This window comes from Nocardioides panacihumi, assembly GCF_039530925.1.
Taxonomy (GTDB): Bacteria; Actinomycetota; Actinomycetes; order Propionibacteriales; family Nocardioidaceae; genus Nocardioides; species Nocardioides panacihumi.
The window spans coordinates 437110-459591 of sequence record NZ_BAAAPB010000002.1 but is presented as its reverse complement, the minus strand read 5'-3'; the positions used below and the strand labels follow the sequence as shown (position 1 = coordinate 459591).

Annotated in this window: 19 protein-coding genes; 16 read left to right on the top strand and 3 right to left on the bottom strand. The window is 71.9% G+C overall.

Going from position 1 to position 22482, the window contains the following annotated elements; genetic code table 11:
* The first annotated feature begins 43 nt into the window (after positions 1-43).
* From ABD205_RS11330 to ABD205_RS11320, 3 genes are all read left to right on the top strand, one after another.
* Positions 44-2296: a polyribonucleotide nucleotidyltransferase gene (locus ABD205_RS11330; RefSeq protein ID WP_344044927.1), complete on the top strand. Its 2253-nt coding sequence runs from the start codon at positions 44-46 to the stop codon at positions 2294-2296.
* A 9-nt stretch (positions 2297-2305) separates the two neighbouring features.
* Complete coding sequence (locus ABD205_RS11325; RefSeq protein WP_344044926.1) at positions 2306-3703, top strand: M16 family metallopeptidase; 1398 nt, start codon at positions 2306-2308, stop codon at positions 3701-3703.
* Positions 3704-3856: 153 nt separating this feature from the next.
* Complete coding sequence (locus ABD205_RS11320) at positions 3857-4825, top strand: type IV toxin-antitoxin system AbiEi family antitoxin domain-containing protein (protein WP_344044925.1); 969 nt, start codon at positions 3857-3859, stop codon at positions 4823-4825.
* Between the two features lie 234 nt (positions 4826-5059).
* Here the strand turns inward: ABD205_RS11320 and ABD205_RS11315 are convergent, their stop codons facing one another.
* Positions 5060-5575, bottom strand: a complete 516-nt coding sequence (locus ABD205_RS11315) for a class I SAM-dependent methyltransferase (RefSeq protein WP_344044924.1) — start codon at positions 5573-5575, stop codon at positions 5060-5062.
* Between the two features lie 119 nt (positions 5576-5694).
* Between ABD205_RS11315 and ABD205_RS11310 the strand changes: the two genes are divergently transcribed.
* The 3 genes from ABD205_RS11310 (at position 5695) to ABD205_RS11300 (ending at position 10097) form a co-directional block, all read left to right on the top strand.
* Positions 5695-8382 (top strand): CARDB domain-containing protein, encoded by a 2688-nt coding sequence (locus tag ABD205_RS11310; protein WP_344044923.1) that lies wholly within the window; start codon positions 5695-5697, stop codon positions 8380-8382.
* A 57-nt stretch (positions 8383-8439) separates the two neighbouring features.
* Positions 8440-9183: a 4-hydroxy-tetrahydrodipicolinate reductase gene (gene dapB, locus ABD205_RS11305; protein WP_344045865.1), complete on the top strand. Its 744-nt coding sequence runs from the start codon at positions 8440-8442 to the stop codon at positions 9181-9183.
* An 89-nt stretch (positions 9184-9272) separates the two neighbouring features.
* The gene (locus tag ABD205_RS11300) at positions 9273-10097 is read left to right on the top strand and encodes a hypothetical protein (RefSeq protein WP_344044922.1); all 825 of its coding nucleotides are present in this window, start codon (positions 9273-9275) and stop codon (positions 10095-10097) included.
* Positions 10098-10136: 39 nt separating this feature from the next.
* Here the strand turns inward: ABD205_RS11300 and ABD205_RS11295 are convergent, their stop codons facing one another.
* Entirely contained in the window at positions 10137-10685 is a 549-nt protein-coding gene (locus ABD205_RS11295) for a GNAT family N-acetyltransferase (protein ID WP_344044921.1), read from the bottom strand.
* A 46-nt stretch (positions 10686-10731) separates the two neighbouring features.
* Positions 10732-11313 (bottom strand): DUF3043 domain-containing protein, encoded by a 582-nt coding sequence (locus ABD205_RS11290; RefSeq protein WP_344044919.1) that lies wholly within the window; start codon positions 11311-11313, stop codon positions 10732-10734.
* A gap of 126 nt (positions 11314-11439) precedes the next feature.
* Here ABD205_RS11290 and ABD205_RS11285 point away from each other — a divergent pair, with 126 nt between their 5' ends.
* The 10 genes from ABD205_RS11285 to ABD205_RS11240 all read left to right on the top strand — a co-directional run bounded on the left by ABD205_RS11285 (position 11440) and on the right by ABD205_RS11240 (position 22399).
* Positions 11440-12243 carry a PspA/IM30 family protein gene (locus tag ABD205_RS11285; protein WP_344044918.1) on the top strand — a complete coding sequence of 268 codons (804 nt, stop codon included), beginning with the start codon at positions 11440-11442 and terminating at the stop codon, positions 12241-12243.
* Positions 12244-12410: 167 nt separating this feature from the next.
* A complete protein-coding gene (htpX, locus tag ABD205_RS11280) occupies positions 12411-13334 on the top strand; it encodes a zinc metalloprotease HtpX (protein WP_344044917.1) in 924 nt (307 codons plus the stop codon).
* Positions 13334-13921, top strand: a complete 588-nt coding sequence (pspAB, locus tag ABD205_RS11275) for a PspA-associated protein PspAB (protein ID WP_344044916.1) — start codon at positions 13334-13336, stop codon at positions 13919-13921. Before htpX ends, pspAB begins: the two co-directional genes overlap by 1 nt.
* Positions 13922-14029: 108 nt before the next feature.
* A complete protein-coding gene (locus tag ABD205_RS11270) occupies positions 14030-15214 on the top strand; it encodes an efflux RND transporter periplasmic adaptor subunit (RefSeq protein ID WP_344044915.1) in 1185 nt (394 codons plus the stop codon).
* A complete protein-coding gene (locus tag ABD205_RS11265; RefSeq protein WP_344044914.1) occupies positions 15211-15906 on the top strand; it encodes an ABC transporter ATP-binding protein in 696 nt (231 codons plus the stop codon). Before ABD205_RS11270 ends, ABD205_RS11265 begins: the two co-directional genes overlap by 4 nt.
* Positions 15903-17132, top strand: a complete 1230-nt coding sequence (locus ABD205_RS11260) for an ABC transporter permease (protein WP_344044913.1) — start codon at positions 15903-15905, stop codon at positions 17130-17132. Before ABD205_RS11265 ends, ABD205_RS11260 begins: the two co-directional genes overlap by 4 nt.
* Positions 17133-17163: 31 nt before the next feature.
* Positions 17164-18075 (top strand): DUF5666 domain-containing protein, encoded by a 912-nt coding sequence (locus tag ABD205_RS11255; protein WP_344044912.1) that lies wholly within the window; start codon positions 17164-17166, stop codon positions 18073-18075.
* Positions 18072-20006 carry an efflux RND transporter periplasmic adaptor subunit gene (locus ABD205_RS11250; protein ID WP_344044911.1) on the top strand — a complete coding sequence of 645 codons (1935 nt, stop codon included), beginning with the start codon at positions 18072-18074 and terminating at the stop codon, positions 20004-20006. The genes ABD205_RS11255 and ABD205_RS11250 overlap by 4 nt, the downstream gene beginning before the upstream one ends.
* A gap of 258 nt (positions 20007-20264) precedes the next feature.
* On the top strand, positions 20265-20987 hold the full coding sequence (locus ABD205_RS11245) for a response regulator transcription factor (protein WP_344044910.1): 723 nt from the start codon (positions 20265-20267) through the stop codon (positions 20985-20987).
* On the top strand, positions 20987-22399 hold the full coding sequence (locus ABD205_RS11240; protein WP_344044909.1) for a sensor histidine kinase: 1413 nt from the start codon (positions 20987-20989) through the stop codon (positions 22397-22399). The genes ABD205_RS11245 and ABD205_RS11240 overlap by 1 nt, the downstream gene beginning before the upstream one ends.
* Positions 22400-22482 lie beyond the last annotated feature (83 nt).

Below are 22482 nucleotides of genomic sequence, written 5' to 3'. Positions count from 1 at the left end.
ACCCGTGGAGCGAGGCGCTCCACCGCTATGACAAGAGAAGAAATTGACTGAACCCGTCATCTCCGCCGTCGAGACCGTTCTCGACAACGGCAAGTTCGGCAAGCGCACCGTCAAGTTCGAGACGGGCCTTCTGGCCCGCCAGGCCGCCGGTTCGGTGACCGCCTACCTCGACGACGAGACCATGCTGCTGTCGGCGACCACTGTCTCCAAGCAGCCGAAGGACCACTTCGACTTCTTCCCGCTCACGATCGACGTCGAGGAGCGGATGTACGCCGTGGGCCAGATCCCCGGCTCCTTCTTCCGGTCCGAGGGCCGCCCGGGCGAGGACGCCATCCTCACCTGCCGCCTGATCGACCGCCCGCTGCGCCCGACCTTCAAGAAGGGCCTGCGCAACGAGGTCCAGGTCGTCATCACGGTGCTGGCGCTCGACCCCAACCAGCCCTACGACGTGCTCGCGATCAACGCGGCGTCGATGTCCACCCAGCTCTCCGGCCTGCCGTTCTCCGGCCCGGTCGGCGGCACGCGGGTCGCCCTCATCGACGGCCAGTGGGTGGCGTTCCCGACCCACGGCCAGCTCGAGGACGCGGTCTTCGACATGGTGGTCGCCGGTCGCGTGACCGAGACCGGTGACGTCGCCATCATGATGGTCGAGGCCGAGGCGCCCGAGCAGGCGTGGGACCTCATCCAGGGCGGCGCCCAGGCGCCGACCGAGGCGATCGTCGCCGCCGGTCTGGACGCGGCCAAGCCGTTCATCAAGCAGCTGTGCGAGGCCCAGGCCGAGCTCGCGAAGCAGGCCGCCAAGCCCGTGGCCGACTACCCGGTCTTCCTCGACTACGAGGACGACGTGCTGGCCGCGGTCGAGGCCGCGGTGGGCCAGGACGTGCGCGACCTCTACAGCGTCTCGGGCGACCGCGAGCGCGTGCTGAGCAAGCAGGAGCGTGACGAGGAGGGCGACAAGATCAAGCTCGCCCTGCTCGAGAAGATCGGCACCGACTTCGAGGGCCGCGAGGGCGAGATCGGCGCGGCCTTCCGCTCCGTCACCAAGCAGGCGATCCGCACCCAGGTGCTGCGCGACAAGGTCCGCATCGACGGGCGCGGTCTGGCCGACATCCGCCCGCTGCACGCCGAGGTCGACGTGATCCCGCGCGTCCACGGCTCCGCGCTGTTCGAGCGTGGCGAGACCCAGATCCTGGGTGTCACGACGCTGAACATGCTCAAGATGGAGCAGCAGCTCGACACGCTCTCCCCGGAGAAGTCGCGCCGCTACATGCACAAGTACGTCTTCCCGCCGTTCTCGACCGGTGAGACCGGCCGGGTCGGCTCGCCCAAGCGTCGCGAGGTCGGCCACGGCGCGCTCGCCCGCCGGGCACTCCTGCCGGTGCTCCCGGCCCGCGAGGAGTTCCCCTACGCGATCCGCCAGCTCTCCGAGGCCATGGGCTCCAACGGCTCGACCTCGATGGGCTCCGTCTGCGCCTCGACGATGTCGCTGCTCCAGGCCGGCGTCCCGCTGAAGGCGCCCGTCGCGGGCATCGCGATGGGTCTCATCTCCGGCGAGGTCGACGGCGAGACCAAGTACGTCGCGCTCACCGACATCCTCGGTGCCGAGGACGCTTTCGGCGACATGGACTTCAAGGTCGCCGGCACGTCGGAGTTCGTCACCGCGCTCCAGCTCGACACCAAGCTCGACGGCATCCCGGCATCGGTCCTGGCCAGCGCGCTGAACCAGGCCAAGGACGCCCGTCTGGCGATCCTCGAGGTCATGGGTGAGGCGATCTCGGGTCCGGAGGAGATGGCCTCGACCGCCCCGCGCGTCATCTCGGTCAAGGTCCCCGTGGACAAGATCGGCGAGGTCATCGGCCCGAAGGGCAAGGTGATCAACCAGATCCAGGAGGACACCGGCGCCACGATCTCGATCGAGGACGACGGCACGGTCTACATCGGCGCCACCGACGGTGCGTCGGCCGACGCCGCCCGGGCCGCGGTCAACGCGATCGCCAACCCGACGATGCCGGAGATCGGCGAGCGCTACCTCGGCACCGTCGTGAAGACCACCAACTTCGGTGCCTTCGTGTCGCTGCTGCCCGGCAAGGACGGCCTGCTGCACATCACCAAGCTGCGGGCCCTCAACGACGGCAAGCGCGTCGAGTCGGTCGAGGACGTCGTCGAGGTGGGCCAGAAGATCCAGGTCCAGATCGTCGAGATCGACGACCGCGGCAAGCTCTCGCTGGCCCCGGTCGTCGAGGAGACCGAGGCCTCGGCCGAGTCGGCCGACGAGGTCGTCGAGACCGAGGAGTGACGCTTCCGCGTGACCCCTCGCACCACTGAGACACGGGCGACCGGCCGGCAGACCCCTGCCGGCCGGTCGTTCCCGCATGGCCGCGCCCAGCAGAAGCGCGTGGAGTACACCCCGTCGGGCGCCACCCAGAGGGTCGGCACGACGCTGACGCTGGAGGAGGGCCCGGGGTCCGTCGTACGTCGCACGGTGCTGCCGGGCGGGCTGCGGGTCGTGACCGAGCAGATGGCCGGCGTACGCTCCGCTGCCGTCGGCGTCTGGGTCGGCGTCGGGTCGCGGGACGAGAGCGCCCGACTGCACGGCGCCTCGCACTTCCTCGAGCACCTGCTCTTCAAGGGGACACCCGAGCGCTCGGCGTTGGAGATCTCGCTCGCGCTCGACGCCGTGGGCGGGGAGTTCAACGCCTTCACGGCGAAGGAGTACACGTGCTTCCACGCCCGCGTGCTCGACGACGACCTGCCTCTGGCGATCGACGTGCTGGGGGACATGATCACGTCGTCGGTGCTCACCAGCGACGACGTCGAGGCCGAGCGTGACGTCATCCTCGACGAGATCGCGATGCACGACGACGACCCCGACGACGTGGTGCACAACCTGTTCGCCGCCCAGGCGTTCGGCGAGGACACGCCGCTCGGGCGGGGGATCGCGGGCACGACGGCGTCGATCGAGGCGCTGTCACGCGACCAGATCCGACGCTTCTACAAGAAGCACTACCGCCCGGCGAACATGGTCGTCTCGGCCGCGGGCAACCTCGACCACGCCACCGTCGTCAGGCTCGTCCGCAAGGCTTTCGGACGCGGGGGCTTCCTGACCGGGAGCGAGCCCCCGGTGCCGCCGCGCTCCGGGCGCGCCCTCCGCGTCGCCTCCGGTTCGGTTGCGACGAGCAAGCCCTTCGAGCAGGTCAACCTCGTGCTCGGCATGCCCGGCCTGGCCCGGGACGACGACAGACGCTTCGCGCTGTCGGTGCTGACGACCGCCCTCGGCGGTGGCACCTCGTCGCGGCTCTTCCAGGAGGTCCGTGAACGGCGCGGGCTGGCCTACTCGGTCTACTCCTTCGCGAGCTCCCACGCCGAGACCGGCCTGGTGGGCGTCGCGGTCGGCTGCTTGCCCTCGAAGGTCGACGACGTGCTGAAGGTCGTCCGCTCCGAGGTCGCTCTGCTCGCACGTGACGGGATCACCGCCGAGGAGCTCGCCGTTGGCAAGGGCCAGCTGCGCGGCGGCCTCGTCCTCGGTCTGGAGGACTCGGCGTCTCGCATGTCGCGCCTGGGCAAGGCGGAGCTGGTGCACACCGACCTGCTCACGATCGACGAGGTGCTCGCACGCATCGACGCCGTCACCCTCGAGGAGTGCAGCCAGGTCGCCGCTCAGCTGTTCGCCGGCCGGGAGATCCTGGCGGTCGTCGGCCCATAAGTGCCGAGTCGGCGCATCCTCGCGTTCTGAGAGTGCCGAGTCGGCGCATCCTCGCGTTCTGAGAGTGCCGAGTCGGCGTATCCTCGCGCCGTTGTCCACAGGGCTTCGGTACGACGGTCGCGGATCGCTCCGCGCACCTGCACGATGCCCGCCATGGAGCTCACGAACTGGATCCTCGGGCGCGCCTTCGACGAGTCGTTCCCGCTGTCGCCCGACGAGCCCTTCACGACGGAGATGGCGAGGCGCGAGGGCCTCGGCCCGCGCCAGCTCACGACTCTCGTCGCCGAGGGTCTGCTGCGGCGCCCTGTCAAGGGGATCTACCTGGCGACGTCAGCGGGTGACTCGCTCGCCCTTCGGGTGGCCGCCCTGCGCCTGGTCGTCCCCGAGGACTGCGTCGTCGTCGACGGTCACGCCGGGTGGCTCCTGGGGGCGGAGATGACGCTGGCACCCGGGGAGCACCTGGAGCTTCGGCCGGTATCGATCTTCAGGCCGTCGGGGTCCGGGCGGCTGCGTAACGGGATCGCGCGCAGCGGCGAGCGGTGGCTCCCGGACGCGCACGTCGTCGATCTCGGAGGGCTGCGCGTGACGACCGCGATCCGTACCGCGTGGGACCTGGGCCGCACGCCATCGGTGAGGCGTGCGCTCGCAGGGGTCGACCAGATGCTGAGGCTCGGGACCTTCAGCCATGCCGAGCTGCTCGCAGGGATCGAACAGTTCCGCGGTCAACGATGGATCACGACGCTCCGTGCCGTCGGTCCGTTGGCCGACGGACGCGCCGAGTCGCCTCCGGAGTCCGTGCTGCGTCTGATGTGCCTCGAGAACCTGCTGCCTATGACGCCACAGGTGGAGGTGTACGACGGCGAGCGGTTCGTCGCGCGCTTGGACCTCGCGGACGACTCCCTGCTCGCCGCGGTGGAGTACGACGGTGTCGAGTGGCACTCGTCACCCGATCAGCAGCGCGAGGACCGGACGCGGCGTCAGGACGCCCGTGACCAGGACTACCTGATCGAGGTGCTCACGAAGGAGGACGTCTTCGCTGACCGAGGTCGGTCCGGCGATGCGAAGATCGTCGATCTGCGACGCCGGGCGCTGGCTCGGCGAGGACGGCGCCTGTCCGCCTGAGCGGCGCGCCTCGGCGTACTGCGAGGTTGCGCCGACTCGGGCCCGTGGGGGTGCGAGGTTGCGCCGACTCGGGCCTGTGGGGGTGCGAGGTTGCGCCGACTCGGGCCTGTGGGGGTGCGAGGTTGCGCCGACTCGGGCCTGTGGGGGTGCGAGGTTGCGCCGACTCGGGCCCGTGGGGGTGCGAGGTTGCGCCGACTCGGGCCTGTGGGGGTGCGAGGTTGCGCCGACTCGGGCCTACTTGCGGCCGATGATGCCGATGACGGCCGGCTGCTTCTGGTCGACGACGGAGACCCGGAAGCCGGCGCCGATGAGTGCCTTCGAGGTGTTCTCGACCATCAGTGGCACCTCGTCGCGGCGCGTCGACTCGTAGAAGATGCTGACGGTGCCGCCGGGCAGGAGGCGTTCGTAGAGCAGCGCGACCTCGTCCGCGGCCTCGCGCACCCAGAACAGGTTGACGTTGAAGGCGAAGACCTTGTTGAGGCGCTTCACCGGCACGCGCAGGGTCGCGAGATCGATCTGCCGTACCGTCAGGCGTCCCGCCTGGACGAACCGCGCGCAGCGGCGCTTCGTCCGGTCGACCCCGGACTCCGAGCGGTCGATCGCGAACAGCTTGCCCGTCTCGAGCCTGCTGCAGATGAGCTCGGCGCCCGCGCCCGGGCCGCACCCGATCTCGAGGATGTGGTCGTTGGGGTGGACGTCGATGAAGTCCACCGCCCAACGGATCCGCGCCGGAATCGTCTGCACTGGCATGGCCTCAGCCTGCCAGATCCCCCGAACCGACGTCGCGGCCGGTTCCCCACACGGACACGGAGAGGTGCTGCAAGGCGGCTCCAAGTCTCCTGCAAGTGCCCGCCGACAGGCTCCCGACCATGAACCTGACACGACGTGGGCCCCTGGTCCTCCTCGCCTGCCTGGCGACCGCACTCTCCGTCATCGAGCCCGCATCGGCCGCGACGGCACGACCCGACCTGAAGCCGACGGGGGCCACACTCGGCCAGACCCGGCAGGTCGTCGGCGGCACGCTGAGCGTCATCTACTCGGCGCGCAACGCAGGCACCAGGGCGGCCGGAGGCTCCACCACGCGGATCTACCTGACCACCGTGACGTCCGCCGCGAGCAGGCAGCCGTCCGACAGGCTGCTCGGCTCCGGAGCGCTGCCGCGGCTGCAGGCCCGCGCGAGCAGCGGGTCGCGTCGCCTGACGGTGACGATCCCGGGCGCGACCCGCCCGGCGACGTACGGCGTCCGCGTCTGCCTCGACGACCCCTCGCGCGTCAGGGAGCGCCGCGAGTCCGACAACTGCCGGCTGACCGCGACCCGGCTCACGGTGACCGCCAGGCCGACCCCGCCGACCATCCCGCCGGCGGGGGCACCCGACCTCACGGTGACGAGTGCGACGGCGAGCACCGGCAGCCTGACGGAGGGCTCCGCCCTCACCGTGACGTACGCCGGCCGCAACACCGGTCCGCAGCCGGCCGGCGCGTCGACGACGCGCGTCTACCTGACGACGGACGAGACGTCGCCCGGCAAGCTGCCCGCCGACATCCGGCTGCGCGGGGCGAGCCCGCTGCCCGCCCTGGCGGCCCGGAGCGATGCGCCGGCGATCACCGCAGGCGTCCGCGTCCCCTACGGCATTCCGGCGGGCAGCTACGCCGTGCGTGTCTGCGTCGACGACCTGACCGCCGTCGCCGAGAGCGACGAGACGAACAACTGCCGACTCGCCCCGGCCCACCTGACCGTCGCCGCGACGCCCGGCGACCTCGAGGTGCAGTCCTACGGCGATGCGGCGGCGTGGCTGCCGGACTCGGCGTCGCTGACGATGCTCAAGCTGTTCTGCGGCGCGACGACGCCGCCGCAGACCATGTCCCTCACAGCCGCCGTCAGCAGCGTGCGGTCGCGGCTGGCAGCCACCGTCGGCGGGAGCGCGCTCGACATGGTCGCCGCGTCCCCGCTCGCCGCGGACGCCGTCTCCGCCCAACGGCTCGCCGGCACGGCGCTCAGCCAGAGCAGCCCGGGCCTCGCACTCGCCGCCATGCTGCGGGCGCACGACCTCGACCCGCAGGACGGCGGCCACCTGGTCGGCCTCGCGGCGCTGGCCAACTCCAGCGGCATGCCCAACGAGGCGCTGGCGTTCCTGGACGCCGCCGACCGGCTGGAGTACCGCGACCCCGCGATGGGCATCCCGGTGCAGGCAATCGCCCACAACGAGCGCGGCCAGGCGCTGCTCATGACGGGGCGTCCGGCGGCCGCCAGGACCGAGCTCTCCGCCGCCCTCGTGCAGTCGCCGATGCTCAGCGAGGCGGCTCGGGGCCTGGCCGCCGTCGAGGCGTGCGCCGGCCAGGACGCCAAGGCGATCCGCGACAACCGCATCGGCAAGGTGCGGCGCCAGACCCGGGTGCCCGACGACGTCACGCCCGAGGGACCCGAGCCGAACATCGACCTCACCCACGGCGTGGCGACTCCGCTGCGGCACCTGCCGATCGCCGAGACGCCCGTCCAAGGCGTCGTCATGGCGGACGAGTACGTCGGCATCGACGAGGAGATCGCCGGCGAGGTCCAGGCCGACGTCGCCGAGCGTCAGGCGCTCGAGCAGCGCCTCAGGGACGTCGAGGCGCTGCTCACCCCGGCCGAGGTCGAGCGCCGTGACGACCTGGTCACGCTCGGCCACACCGTGACCGACACGGCCGACATCGACGCCCTGTGGAACAGGCTCACCGATCTCAAGGACCGCGCCCGCGAGCGGCGCGAGGGATTCTTCGGCGGCGGCACCGGCGAGGCGCCGTACACGTTGCGGACGCTGATGGACGACGCGTTCCAGGCCTGCCAGGGCTCGCCGGACGACATGTGCTTCGACAACGAGATGAAGCGCACCTGCATCCCGGAGCTCGCGGGTGTCCACAGCCAGTGGCGCGTGATCGTCGGCGAGATGCAGACGGCGGGCGACGCGTGGATGGAGGCCGTCTCCACCCGGATCAGCGCGGTGGCGGCCAATCTCAAGGACGCCGACGCGCACCGGCTGCTCGTCCTGCTGATCGAGTCGTTGGAGAGCAACGCCTACGCCAGCCTCGACCAGGAGGCCCGCTGGTGGACGCACGACGAGAAGATCTGGGCGGACTACTGCGTCACACCTGCGGAGGCGGCGCCCATGCCCGCGCCGGCGGACGGGGCCGGGAACAGCAAGGGCGGCTGCCCGCCGGAGCTGAAGTCGTTCAACATCGTCCTGTCGCTCGGTGACACCTCGATCAAGGGCAACTGCGAGAAGATCACGGTCAACGTCTCCCAGGAGGTCATGCCGCTGCTCAAGGCCTTCGCCGAGTTCAGCTACGACTTCCGGTCCGGGACCACGACGTACGTCGTCGGCACGCAGGGCGGGCTCGAGGCCGGCGGGTCGGGGGTGTCGTTCAAGTCCGGGCTCTACGTGACGTCGAACCGCAACGGGATGGTCGACATGGGCTGGCGCGTCGGACCCGAGGTCAACGTCGGTGCGCCTGCGGTCGAGATGGGCGTCTGGGGCGGGGACATGGACATCTCGTTCATCTCCGGGCCGTTCGGGGGCTGACCTGCCCGACCGCCGCGTGCACCCAGTAGGTTCGCTCCCGTGAACATGGGCGAATCCCTGACGAAGGTCGGCGTGCTGGGTGCACGCGGCAAGCTCGGCTCCGCCATCGTGGCGGGGCTGGAGCAGTCCGAGGACGTCGACGTGGTCGCCCGGGTCGGCAGCGCCGACCCGCTGCAGGCCCTGCTGGACAGCGGGGCAGAGGTGGCCGTCGACGTGACCACGCCCGAAGCGGTGATGGGCAACCTGGAGTTCTGCATCGCCCACGGGATCCACGCCGTCGTCGGCACCACCGGCTTCGACGAGGAGCGACTCGCCACGGTTCGCGGCTGGCTGAGCGACGCGCGCGGCGTCGGGGTCCTCATCGCCCCGAACTTCTCGATCGGCGCGATCCTCATGATGCGGTTCGCCGTGCAGGCGGCTCCGTTCTTCGAGTCCGTCGAGATCGTCGAGCTGCACCACCCGACGAAGGCCGACGCACCCTCGGGCACTGCCCGGCGTACGGCGGAGCTGGTCGCGGCCGCGCGCCGCGACGCCGGCCTCGGGCCGGTCCCGGATGCCACCAGCACCCAGCTGGACGGTGCGCGGGGCGCGGTCGTCGACGGGATCCACGTGCACGGCCTGCGCATCCGTGGGCTGGTCGCCCACCAGGAGGTCGTGCTCGGCGGGGTGGGGGAGACCCTGACCATCCGCCACGACTCGCTCGACAGGGCGGGCTTCGTGCCCGGCGTGCTGGCCGCCGTGCGCGGCGTCCCCGGCCACCCGGGGCTCACGGTCGGGCTGGAGAGCTACCTCGACCTCTGAGTGCCGCCGCCGACTCCGTGCGGCGAACGCAACACCCCCGTAACACCGCGGCGACACGAGCGGTGGCTGCAGGTCCTAGCGTCGGCGCCGTGGAGGACGACGAGCCCGGCGCACCCCTCGACCGGGCGGTCGCCGTCCCGTCGGGGACGGACGTCCTCGCGCTGGCGCGGGCATGGTTCCCCGAGGCCGAGCACATCGCGGGATCGCGGGCAGGGCCTGCACGGCGGCTGGTGGGCGCCCGCTTCGGCGGCGGCGTCGCTCCGGCGCGGTCCGACGGGCCCGGCCTGCTCCGCATGACGGCCGACGCCGGTCTGCGCGGACCGCTGGGCCCTTCCGCGGCCGGCGTGCCGCTCGCGGCAGGGCTCGAGGACGTCTACCTGGTCGAGGCCAGTGCCGGCGACGCCGTGCTCACGTCCTGGCTTCTCGCGGTGGCGCGCCGTACGGGCGGCGCGGTCGTGGACGGACGGGGCGGTGTGCGCGCGCCGGCCGCCGCCGAGTTCGTCGGCCTGACGCTCTATGCGCCCGACGCGGTCCCGGCCGAGGTCGCCCTGGCACAGGCCCGCTCGGTCGCGCCGATGATGCGACCCGTCGCCGCGCCCCCGACCGAGACCTACCGGCTCGCCTTCGACACGCCGTACGACGGCACGGTGCTGGTCAGCCTGACCACGCGCACCCAGCTGCCGGTCGTCCTGATGTCGCTGGCACCCGAGGCCTACGGCCGCTACGCGTACGCGCTGACGTGGGTCCCGTCGGGCCCGGCGGCCGAGGCGTGCGACACCGTCGTCGGGCGCTTGGCCCGCGGCCGGATCGTGCCGCTCGTCGCCCGGCTCGCCGCTGCCTTGTCGGGCGTGACCGGCGGCACGGTCGTCGACACCGGCGGGTTCGTCGTCACGCCCGAGGAGCTGCGCCCCTGAGCTCCACGCGGGGCCTCACGCGGGGCCTCACGCGTGGCCTCACTCCGCGGCCAGCGCGGTGTGCAGCCGGATCTCCTTGAGGGGCGAGCCCGAGGGCGCTTCGAGCGTGCGGTGGGCGCCGTCGGGTGCCCAGCCCGCGCCGGTCAGGAAGGCCCGCGTGGCGTCGTCGGTGGACGGCACCCAGCAGACCGCGCGGACGAACCGGTCGGCGACGAGCGTGTCGGCCGCTGCCTGCAAGAGCCGCGAGCCGTGGCCCTCCCGGAACCGGGTCGGGTCGACCGTGAGCTCGTCGAGGGCGCCGTCGCGCAGCGGGTCGCAGTCGGGGTCGCTCGCCGGCCCGGTCATCACGAAGCCCACGACGTCCGAGTGGGCGAGCGCGACGAGGACGCGCTGCCGGGCGTCGGGCGCCTTTACGAGCGAGGCGCGCCAGGCGGCGGCCGCGGCCTCGACCGCCTCGGGGCCCGACGGGAGCTCGGTGGCCGGCAGCAGGTCGGCGTACCGCTGCTGCCAGGAGCGCAGCTGCACGGCCGCGATGGCGGGCGCGTCGTCGGCCCAGGCCACGCGGACGCTGAGATCGGAGGAGGTCACCCCGCGATCCTGCCGCATCCCGCCGTCGGCCGGCCGCCGAGGCCCGTCAGCGGTAGGTCTCGGGCAGGTCCTGCCCGATGCGCACCTGCGGCTTCGGCATCCGCAGGAAGCGAAGCTGCAGCGCGCGCACGACCGCGTAGTAGGTCAGGCCCTTGCGCGTGGTGTCCGGGAAGCGCACCTTGAGCTGCCGGTGCATGCGGAACCGCATCCAGACCAGGTCGGCGGCGACGGCCAGCAGCATCAGCGTCATGAAGACGTTGGAGAACCCGGCGTACGCACCGCTCTTCACGAAGCCGAGGGCCAGCGTGAAGACCAGGAACGGCAGGATCATCTCGGCGAGCCTGAACCTGCTGTCGACGTAGTCGCGCACGAAGCGGCGCACCGGGCCCTTGTCGCGGACGGGCAGGTAGCGCTCGTCCCCGGTCCGCATCCCCTCGCGGAGCTTCTGGCTCGACTCGTAGCGGGCGCTGCGCGAGGCCGCCTGCTGCTCCTTGCGGGTGCGCGGCGTGCGGACGCGGGCCAAGCGCGCCGCCTCCGCCTCCTTGCGGCTGGGCGTCGGACGCCCCTTCCCACTCGCCTTCGCGGTGGACTCGTCGACGACGGTGCTCTCGGACTTGCGACGGAACAAGGGTGGGCCTTCTCCAGCTGGGACGGGGTACGACGACCAGGGTAGTCGGTCGGTCGCGCGCGGTTGTCCTCCCGCCGTAGGGTGAGGGCACACCGTCGAACCTGCGCGAGAGGCAACCGAACCGCCATGAGCCTGTGGAGCCGTTTCTCCCTGATCTTCAAGTCGAAGGCCAGCAAGGCGCTCGACCGCGCCGAGGACCCCCGCGAGACCCTGGACTACAGCTACCAGAAGCAGCTCGACCTGCTGGCGAAGGTGCGCCGTGGCGTCGCCGACGTGGCCACGAGCCGCAAGCGCGTCGAGCTCCAGCTCAACCAGCTCAACCAGCAGTCAGGGAAGCTCCAGGAGCAGGCCGAGAAGGCCATCGGCCTGGGTCGTGAGGACCTCGCCCGCGAGGCGCTGACCCGCAAGTCGGGTCTGACCGCGCAGATCTCCGACCTGCAGGCGCAGCACGACTCGCTGCAGGCGGAGGAGGAGAAGCTCACCCTGGCCCAGCAGCGGCTGCAGGCGCGGGTCGAGGCGTTCCGCACGCGCAAGGAGACCATCAAGGCGACGTACACCGCCGCAGAGGCCCAGTCGAAGATCAACGAGGCCGTCACCGGCATCAGCAGCGAGTTCGGCGACGTCGGCGCGGCGATCCAGCGCGCGGAGGACAAGACCGCGCAGCTGCAGGCTCGGGCCGGTGCCGTCGACGAGCTGATCGCGTCCGGCGCGCTCGACGACGTCACCTCGCTCAACAAGGGCGACGACATCGCCCGTGAGCTGGAGGCGCTGAGCTCGCAGACGGACGTCGAGGCCGAGCTCGCCCGCCTCAAGGGCAAGGCGTCGGGCCAGGAGCTGCCCGCCGCGGATGCACCCGAGGCGATCGAGTCGGGCCCGATCCTCGACGCCGACGAGGAGCCCGCGGCGCAGAAGCCGACCGAGCAGCAGTAGCTCGTCCCAGCAACACGTGCGACGGCCCGCCGGGGATCTCCCGGGCGGGCCGTCTGCTTCGACGAGGGCACGAAGTCGAACGCTCGATGAACCCGCGTCGGACGACCGGGGAGCACTGATCCGACCACTGACGCGCCAACGGTTGCGGGATCGGGGAGAATTGCCGCATGGCACGTACACGGTTCGCCGGAGACGCCGGGCTCTCCACGCGGATGACCCTGGTGATGTTCCTTCTCGGGGCACTCTTCGTCGGCTTGATCGCGATCCTGATCGCGATCTTCCCGATCCAGTACGCACCGTTCATCGGGCTGATCGGCCTCGGTGTCGCGTGGTGGCAGTGGTATCAGTCGGACACGGTCGCGATGAAGGCGATGCGTGCGCGTGAGGTCTCCCGCGAGGAGGCCCCCGAGCTGCACGGCATGATGGAGCGGCTCTGCGTCCTCGCGGACATGCCGAAGCCTCGCGTCGGCATCGCCGACACCGACCTGCCCAACGCGTTCGCCACAGGACGCTCCCCGGACCGCTCCGTCGTCGTCGTGACGACGGGCATCCTGCGCCGCCTCGATGCCGAGGAGCTCGAGGGGGTGCTCGCGCACGAGCTCTCCCACGTCGCCCATCGCGACGTGCTCGTCATGACGGTCGCCTCGTCGGCGGGCATCATCGCGAGCATGCTGACGCGCGGCGCCCAGTACGGCGCGTGGTTCGGCGGCGGGGACCGTCGGCGCGGCAACGACAACAACGGGCTCCCGATCTGGCTGATCGTCCTCGTCGTCAGCCTCGTCGTGTACGCCGTCAGCTTCATCCTCCTCCGGCTCCTCTCGCGCTACCGGGAGCTCTCGGCCGACCGCGCCGGCGCCCAGCTGACGATGAAGCCGCGGGCCCTCGCCAGCGCCCTGCAGAAGATCACCGGCGAGATCAACCAGATCCCGACGGCCGACCTGCGCCAGACCCAGGCCATGAACGCCTTCTTCATCGCCCCGGCGATCAACGGCGTCTCGCTGCGCACCCTCACCTCGACCCACCCCTCGCTCGAGCAGCGGCTCGAGCAGCTCGCCCGCATCGAGGCCGAGCTCGGCAGGCCGGCCGACTGATGGGTCTGTGGGACACCATCACGGGCCGCTCGAAGCCCAAGCAGGCGAACCTCGACGCGCTCTTCCACGTGCCCTCCGCCGCGATCACGCTGCAGACGGCGCTCGGCCTGACCCCGACCGGGGACGGCTCGGTCTGCTACCGCGGCGCCGCCGGTGCCGGCTTCGCGACGACCCAGGCCGACCTGGTCGCCCTGGTCTCGGAGGGGCCCGACGCGCCCCGGGTGACGACGACCACTGACGAGTTCGGGTTCACCTGGCTCGAGCTCGACCACGATCCGCTGGACCCGGCCAACCCGGAGCTCACCTCCCTGGTCACCGGGCTGCACGCGGTCAACACCACGCTCGAGGAGCAGGGGTTCGGCCCCGGGCTGCTCTGCTCGCTGGTGCCCTTCGTCGGTGCCGACGGACGCCACGTCGGGCTCGTCTACCTCTACAAGCAGGGCACGTTCTACCCGTTCGCGCCGGCCGGGCCGCAGAAGCGCGACAACCTCCTGGAGATGCAGGTGCGCGACACGCTCGCCCGTGAGCTGCCGATGGAGCAGGACCTCGGCCGGTGGTTCGCGATCTGGGGCGCGCCGGGTCTCTGAGCGCGACCCCACAGGTCTGGCACAGGCTGACCTGACTGCCGTCACAGATCGCATCGAGAGCCTTCGCGGGTGCGATGGAGACTCCCGAGAAGAGGGCGCCGCGGGCGCGTGTGGTGGATCGCGGCGGCTGTCGTGCTCGCGGTCGTGGCGGGGAGCGGCGGCTGGTTGCTGCTGCGTGGTGACGGCGGTGCCGCGGCCACGACGGCGACGACGGCGAAGGTCACGACGACCACGATCGAGCAGGCGGTGTCGGCGTCGGGCACCGTCGAGCCGGCGAGCACGGCCGACCTCGACTTCGACGTCTCCGGCACCGTCACGCACGTCTACGTGGCCGCCGGCGACACCGTGAAGAAGGGCCAGCGGCTCGCCGAGGTGGGCGCCACCGCGCTCGAGGCCGCCCGGACGGCGGCCCAGAGCACACTCGACGCTGCGCGGGAGCAGCTGACCGTCGACACCGACGCGGCTGCGTCCGACGTACAGCTGGCGGCAGACGAGACCGCCGTGGTCTCCGCGCAGGCTTCCCTCGACGAGGCGGACCAGGCCGTGCAGGACGCCGTGCTCCGCGCGAGCATCGCGGGCACCGTCACCTCGCTCGGGCTCGAGGTCGGCGACACGGTGGGGTCCGGTTCCGGCTCCGGCGGCGCAGCCTCCGGCTCCGGCAGCTCCGGTGGTGCGAGCACCGGCTCCTCGGCCACGTCGACCACGAGCGCCGTGACCATCGTGTCGAGCGGCAGCTACATCGTCGACGCGACGGTCGCCAGCTCCGACGTCGCCAGCGTGAAGAAGGGCCTGCAGGCGAAGGTCACGGTGACCGGCGTCGCCGACACCGTCTACGGCACCGTGCAGAGCGTGGGCCTCGTCGCCCAGACCAACAACAGCGGTGCGGCCGTCTTCCCGGTGACGATCAAGGTGACTGGCAAGCGCGACGATCTCTACGCCGGCACCTCGGCCACCGCCTCGATCGTCGTGAAGCAGACGCCGAACGTGCTCGTGGTGCCGAGCCGCGCGCTGAGGAGCAGCGGGTCGACGACGTACGTCATGAAGATGGTCGCCGGCAAGGCAACGAGGACCACGGTGAGGATCGGCCAGGCGTACGGCGCGCAGACCCAGGTCGTGTCCGGCCTGTCCGACGGGGACACCGTCGAGGTGCAGGGCTTCGTCCGCCCCAGCGGCAGCGGCGCCGGCGGCACCGGAGGCACCCAGCGTCAGGGCGAGTTCCCCGGCGGCTTCCCGGGCGGTGGCGGCTTCGGTGGTGGCACCTTCGGTGGCGGAGTCGCGGGCGGCGGTCAGTGAGCGCACCGGTCGTCCACGTGAGCGGCGTGCGCAAGACCTACCGCTCCGGCAGCATCGAGTTCGAGGCCCTGTGCGGCATCGACATGACCATCGACGAGGGGGAGTACGTCGCGGTCGTCGGGCCGTCCGGCTCCGGCAAGTCGACCCTGATGAACCTGCTCGGCTGCCTCGACATCCCGACCGAGGGCACCTACCTGCTCGGCGGCGAGGACGTCTCGACCATGTCCGAGGCGCAGCTCGCCGAGGTGCGCAACCGGCGCATCGGGTTCGTGTTCCAGCAGTTCCACCTCCTCGCCTACCTGCCGGCGTGGCGCAACGTCGAGCTGCCCCTCCTGTACGCCGGCCTGCCGCGCGCTGAGCGGCGTGAGCGTGCCGTCGCGGCACTGGAGAGGGTGGGGCTCGGCGACCGCGTCCGCAACCGGCCCGGCGAGCTCTCGGGCGGCCAGCAGCAGCGTGTCGCCGTGGCGCGGGCGCTCGTCACCGAGCCGGACATCATCCTGGCCGACGAGCCGACGGGAAACCTCGACTCCGCCTCCACCGCGGCGGTCCTGGCCCTGCTCGACGAGCTGCACGACGCCGGCCGCACGATCGTGCTGATCACCCACGAGCACGAGGTGGCCGCTCGCGCCTCGCGCAACCTCGTCATCCGTGACGGGCTCATCACCGACGACGTGCTGGTGGGTGCCCGATGAGCTGGGCCGAGACCTTCCGGACCGCGCTCGACGCCGTCCGCTCCCACCGGCTGCGCTCCGCGCTGACCATGCTGGGCATCGTCATCGGCATCTCGTCGGTCATCCTCACCGTCGGCCTCGGCCAGGGCGCGCAGGACCAGGTGAAGAAGCAGATCAGCGCGCTCGGCAGCAACCTGCTGATCGTGTCGCCCGGGTCGAGCACGAGCTCCTCCGGCGTCCGCGGGGGCTTCGGCTCCTCGACCACGCTCACCCTCCGGGACGCGGAGGGGATCGGCGACCCGGCCGCCGTCCCCGATGCCGCACGGGTGGCGCCGGTGTCGTCGGGGTCGAGCTCGCTGACGGTGGGTGAGACGAACTGGACGACATCGATCGTGGGCACGACGACGTCGTGGCTCGGCGTACGCGCCCGCACCCTCGCGCAGGGGCGGTTCTTCACCGGCGCCGAGGTGACGTCGGCCGCAGACGTCGTCGTCCTGGGCGCCGACACGGCAGCCGAGCTGTTCACCACGCCGGAGAGCCCGGTCGGTCAGAGCGTGAGCGTGGACGGCGCACAGCTGACGGTGATCGGCGTCCTGGCGGCGAGCGGCTCCTCCTCGACGGGGTCGTCGGAGGACGACCAGGCGGTGATGCCGATCAGCACGCAGAAGCGGCTGACCGGGTCGACGACGTCGTCGGTCAACACGATCTACGTCGAGGCCACGTCGGCCGACACGCTCTCGGCGGCGTACCAGGAGATCGACGCGCTGCTCCTCAATGCGCACGGGGTCTCGTCGGCGAACGCCGACTTCAACATCTCGTCGCAGGAGTCACTCGTCGAGACCGCGAACTCGACGAACAAGACCCTGACCGTGCTGCTCGGCGGCATCGCGGCGATCTCGCTCCTGGTCGGCGGCATCGGCGTCATGAACATCATGCTCGTCTCCGTCACCGAGCGGATCCGCGAGATCGGGCTGCGCAAGGCGCTCGGCGCGACCCCGTCGGTCATCCGGAGGCAGTTCCTCGTGGAGGCGTCGATGCTGGGCCTGGCGGGCGGCGTCATCGGCGTGCTCATCGGGTACGCCGGCTCGTTCGTGCTGCCCTCGCTCATCGACCAGCCGGTCTCCCTGTCGGCGATCGCCACCTGCGCGGCGCTCGGCACCTCCCTGGCCCTCGGCATCGGGTTCGGCGTGTATCCCGCCAGCCGTGCCGCCCGACTCACCCCGATCGATGCGCTGCGCAGTGAGTAGCCGCGTCACCCACCTCGGAAGGACACCTCCCATGACCCTGACCCGCTCCGCCTTCGCTCTTGCCGGCGGCGTGCTCCTGCTCGGCGGCCTCGCCGCCTGCGGTGGCTCGGGCTCCGCCGACACGGCTTCCGAGGGTGCCGGTCAGACCGCGCCGTCGGGCGCCGCGTCGGGTGCCGCATCGGGCGCGCCCGGCGCGGGAGGCCAGGGTGGCTTCCCGGGTGCCAACGGCCTGGTCGCCGACATCTCGGGCAAGACGCTGCAGGTGCAGGGCCGGTCCGGCCAGACGGCGGTCACCTACACCGGCTCGACGACCTTCACCGCCCAGGTGGCGGCGAAGCTCGCCGACGTGACGGTCGGCAGCTGCGTCCAGGTCAGCGCGCTCCAGGACGAGGCCTCCGCCGGCTCCACGGCATCCTCGGGCACCGATGCCCCGACGGCGATCACGGCCGCGACGGTCCGGATCGTGGCGGCCTCGAACGGAAGCTGCACCCGAGGCGGCCCGGGCGGCGGCAACCCGGGGGACCGGCCCTCGGGGATGCCGAGCGGGATGCCGAGCGGGATGCCGAGCGGCGCGCCGTCCGGGGCTCCGAGTGGCGCTCAGGGCCGTGGGTTCGGCGGCTTCGGCGCCTTCGGCCAGGTGTCCGCCGTCTCGGCCAGCGGCTTCACGGTCGCCGAGCAGCAGGTCGGGCAGAACGGCGCCACCGGCCAGACCACTGACGTCACGGTGACGGTCGCGACCGACACGACCTACACGACGACCAAGGACGCCACTGCGGCGGCTCTGGCCGTCGGCAAGTGCGTCTCGGCGACGGGCCGGTCCGACGACACCGGTGCCGTCACGGCCCAGCGCATCACGGTCAGCGATGCGGCGAACGGTCAGTGCACCGGCGGGTTCGGCGGCTTCGGCCGGGGCTCCGGCGTCCAGCAGGGAGCCGCTCAGTGAGGCGGCTGGTGCGCCCGCGCAGCTTCGTTGCCGCCGGCCTGGTGGCGGCAGTGGTCGGCGGTGGCTGGGCGGCGTACGCCAGCGGGGTCGATGCGACGGCTCACTACCGGACGGCGTCGGCGTCCACGGGGGATGTCGACCAGACCCTGTCCCTGTCGGGCACGCTGGAGCAGTCCGCGCGCGACGACCTGTCGTTCGGCACGTCGGGGACCGTGTCGAAGGTGACGGTCGCCGAGGGTGACACGGTGGCTCGCGGCGACGTACTCGCGCGGCTGGACCGGACCACCCTCAGAACGGCTGTCACGAGAGCCCGCGCCGACGTCGCCGCAGCCCGTGCGCAGCTCGCGTCGGACGAGTCGGCGCAGGCCGACACGGTGGCGGCGGTGAGCTCGTCGGGTGCGTCGGGTGCGTCGGGGAGCGGCGCGACCCAACCGTCGTCCGGTGCCTCGTCGTCGGGTAGCTCGTCGTCCGGTGCCTCGTCGTCCGGTGCCTCGCCATCCGGCGGCGCGTCGGCGGGCGGCGGCCCCGGCGCCGCGACCCCGGCCGTTCCTCCGGCGGTCGCGGCAGCCCTGGCGAAGCTCGCCGAGGAGCAGCAGGCGGTGACAGCCGGCCAGAGCGCGGGGGCGTCGGCGCTGGCCGACGCCAAGGACAAGCTGACCGCCCAGACCGAGGCGTGCAAGGACGCCTTCACCGCTCCGACGGGGGACGGCTCCGCGGGCGGCTCAGGCGACGGGACCGGCACGGGCACCGACTCCGGCTCCGACACCGGGACCGGGAGCGGGACCGGCGACGGTGACGGGAGCGCGGCCGGGGCGGCTGGGGCGAGCGACGGTACGACACCCGCCGCCTGCACGACCGCCCTCGCCGACGTCCAGGACGCACAGCAGAGGGTGAATGCGGCCCAGGACGACCTCCAGACCGCATTGGAGACGCTCGGAGCGACCCTCTCGGACGCCGCGAAGGCACTCGGTCAGACCGCGGCGACGGGCACTGGGTCCACCTCGAGCGCGTCCTCCGCCAGCGCCGACGGCACGAAGGCTGGCGCCGGCACGAGCGGCTCGACCGGCACGAAGAGTGGGTCCTCCGCTTCGGCCCCGACCGGCTCGACGGGCTCGACGGGCTCGACGGGCTCGACCGGCTCAGCGCCGACGGACTCGACCGGCGCAACCGGCGGATCCAACGGCGGCTCCGGCACCGGCCGCACGGTCACTGCGGCGACACTCGCCTCGGACCAGGCGAAGATCGACCAGGCCAAGTCCGACCTGATCGCGGCCGAGCAGTCCCTAAGCGGCGCCGTGATCAGGGCGTCGGCGGCCGGCACCGTGGTCGCAGTTGACGCGACGACGGGTGACTCCGCCACGGCGGGCGCCACGGTGGTCAGCGTCGTCGGGTCGGGAACGACGACGGTCGACCTCAGCGTGAGCGCGACCGACCTGGCCGAGCTGAAGGTCGGCCAGGTCGCCGCCGTGACCCCTGCCGGCGCCGAGAAGGCGCTGCCGGCCTCGGTGACACGGCTCGGGCAGCTGCCCGACAGCTCGAGCGGCACGACGACGTACCCGGTCGTCGTGACCCTCGATGGCACCGGCCTCGATCTGCCGAGCGGTGGGACGGCGTCGGTCGACGTCGTCGTCGGCACCGCCTCCGGCGTCGTCACCGTCCCGACCAGCGCGGTGAGCAACGGGGCCGTCGACGTCATCGACGGCGCGACGGTCACCCGTGTCCGCGTGACGACCGGCGTGGTGGGGCGGACCCGGACCGAGATCGTCAGCGGTCTCAAGACGGGGCAGGAGGTCGTGCTGGCCGATCTCGACCAGGCCCTTCCCAGCGGCGGCTCGACGACCGACCAGCGCCGCTTCGGTGTGGGCACCACCGGTGGGTTCGCCCCACCGGCGGGCGGACCCACCGGCGGCGCCCCCGCCGGCCGCGGCTGATGACGTAGGACCGAGCGGAGCCCCGGACCCTGCGCACGCCCGCCTCGCCGAAGTATCACCGTGACACTTCGCGGCACCGGTGACACTTCAGACCTATCACCGGTCGCGCGAACTATCACCGTGATACTTCGGCGGCGACCCGCCCCGGGCTGGTCCTGCCTCGAACCCGAGCGGGCCACGCGTACGCCGGGCCGATCCGCATCACCGCCACAGAGATGTCACAGACTTCTCACAGGAACGCGCGAGAAAGTGGAGACCATGAGCGACACGGAGACCCTGTCCCGCCCCGACGGATCCCCGTTGCGCGTGCTCGTCGTCGACGACGAGGTCAACATCGCGGAGCTGATCAGCCTGGCACTGCGTTACGAGGGCTGGCAGGTGCAGATGGCCCACACCGGCATGAAGGCGGTGGCGGCGGCCAAGGAGTTCGAGCCCGACGCCGTCGTCCTCGACATGATGCTCCCCGACTTCGACGGGCTCGAGGTCCTGCGTCGCGTGCGCGTGACGCAGCCCGACCTGCCGGTCGTCTTCCTCACCGCGAAGGACGCCGTCGAGGACCGGGTCGCTGGGCTCACCGCCGGCGGTGACGACTACGTGACGAAGCCGTTCTCGCTCGAGGAGGTCGTCGCCCGTCTGCGCGGCATGATGCGCCGCGCGGGCGCCCGCCGGCAGGACGCCAGCTCCGTCCTCAGCGTCGGTGACCTGCGCCTGGACGAGGACAGCCACGAGGTGTTCCGCGGAGACGACGAGATCAGCCTGACGGCCACCGAGTTCGAGCTCCTGCGATACCTGATGCGCAACCAGCGCCGGGTGCTGTCGAAGGCCCAGATCCTGGACCGCGTGTGGAACTACGACTTCGGCGGCCAGGCCAACGTCGTGGAGCTGTACATCTCCTACCTGCGCAAGAAGATCGACGCCGGACGCCCGCCGATGATCCACACGCTTCGCGGCGCCGGCTACGTCCTCAAGCCGGCGAGCTGATGAGGCTGTTCGCAACCCTCACGGCCCGCCTCGTCGTCACGGCGGTGGCGCTCGTGGCGATCGTCTGCATCCTGATCGGCACCGTCACGGCTGTCGCGTTGCGCCAGCAGCTGATGGACCGCCTCGACCAGGACGTGCACTCGATCGACCACCCGGGTCCGCAGGGTGCGCGGAACATGGCGCCCGACACCCTGCAGGTGGTGCTGCCCGGCGCGGGGAGCTCCGTCGCGAAGCAGGGTCAGATCCTCAATCGGGACGAGAGCGAACCCACGACCATCTCGAATCTCGACGGGTTCGAGGACGTCCCGACGGATCGGAGCGTCCACTCGGTCAACGTGCCCGGCCACGGCACCTATCGGGTGATCGCGATGCAGGTGCCGCTCCAGGACGGGACGAGCGTCACCGTCGTGACCGGGCTGCCGACGTCCAGGGTCGACGACACGATCGCGGGCCTGGTCCGCTGGGAGGCCCTGCTGACGTTCGTCGGGGTCATCATCGCGGCCGCCGCGGGCACGGTCGTCGTACGCCGTCAGCTGCGGCCGCTCCGGGAGGTGGCCGCGACGGCGCACACGGTGGCCGAGCTTCCGCTCGCGACCGGTGACATCGGCGTGACCGAGCGGGTGCCGGAGCGGCTCACCGACGCGCGCACCGAGGTCGGCCAGGTCGGCAACGCGCTCAACACCCTGCTGGAGCACGTCGAGTCCTCGCTCGCGGCGCGGCATCGCAGCGAGCAGCAGGTGCGCCAGTTCGTCGCCGACGCCTCCCACGAGCTGCGTACGCCGCTCACGACGATCCGTGGCTACACGGAGCTCGCCCGCAAGCACCCCGAGGACACCGGCGCGACCAAGCTGGCCTTCGCCAAGGTCGAGGAGGAGTCGGGCCGGATGACCTCGCTGGTCGAGGACCTGCTCCTGCTCGCCCGCCTCGACGCCGGACGGCCGCTCGAGCACCACCCGGTCGACCTGACCAGGCTCCTCATCGAGACGGTGTCCGACGCCCGGGTCGTCGACCCGGATCGGCGCTGGCAGCTCGTGCTGCCCTCGAGCGCGGATCCGGACGCCGATGCCGACTCCGGCGTGGTCGTGCCGGGCGACGAGCAGCGGATCCACCAGGTGGTGACCAATCTGCTGAGCAACGCCACGCGCTACACCCCGCCCGGCACCACCGTCACGGTCCGGGTGCTGCCCGACGGGTTCGACGTGCACGACGACGGCCCGGGGTTCCCTCCTGCCATCGCGGCGCACGCCTTCGAGCGCTTCGTGCGCGGCGACGAGTCCCGCAACCGCGGTGGCGAGTCGGGCGCCGGCCTCGGCCTCTCGCTCGTCCAGGCGATCGTGCACTCTCACGGTGGGTCCGTCGCGCTCGACAGCCGTCCCGGCGACACCACCATCCGGGTCCGTCTCCCGCACTGACCCCGAGAGGTCAATCCGTACGGCTCGAGACGTCAATCCCCACGGCCCGAGACGTCAATCCGTACGGCTCGAGACGTCAATCC

Bases quoted from the DNA above. Each gene is read 5' to 3' on its own strand.
- pspAB (WP_344044916.1), top strand. From the start codon at position 13,334: ATGGGTCTGTGGGACACCATCACGGGCCGCTCGAAGCCCAAGCAGGCG.
- ABD205_RS11240 (WP_344044909.1), top strand. From the start codon at position 20,987: ATGAGGCTGTTCGCAACCCTCACGGCCCGCCTCGTCGTCACGGCGGTG.
- htpX (WP_344044917.1), top strand. From the start codon at position 12,411: ATGGCACGTACACGGTTCGCCGGAGACGCCGGGCTCTCCACGCGGATG.
- ABD205_RS11260 (WP_344044913.1), top strand. From the start codon at position 15,903: ATGAGCTGGGCCGAGACCTTCCGGACCGCGCTCGACGCCGTCCGCTCC.
- ABD205_RS11285 (WP_344044918.1), top strand. From the start codon at position 11,440: ATGAGCCTGTGGAGCCGTTTCTCCCTGATCTTCAAGTCGAAGGCCAGC.
- ABD205_RS11255 (WP_344044912.1), top strand. From the start codon at position 17,164: ATGACCCTGACCCGCTCCGCCTTCGCTCTTGCCGGCGGCGTGCTCCTG.
- ABD205_RS11315 (WP_344044924.1), bottom strand. From the start codon at position 5,575: ATGCCAGTGCAGACGATTCCGGCGCGGATCCGTTGGGCGGTGGACTTC.
- ABD205_RS11245 (WP_344044910.1), top strand. From the start codon at position 20,265: ATGAGCGACACGGAGACCCTGTCCCGCCCCGACGGATCCCCGTTGCGC.
- ABD205_RS11310 (WP_344044923.1), top strand. From the start codon at position 5,695: ATGAACCTGACACGACGTGGGCCCCTGGTCCTCCTCGCCTGCCTGGCG.
- ABD205_RS11320 (WP_344044925.1), top strand. From the start codon at position 3,857: ATGGAGCTCACGAACTGGATCCTCGGGCGCGCCTTCGACGAGTCGTTC.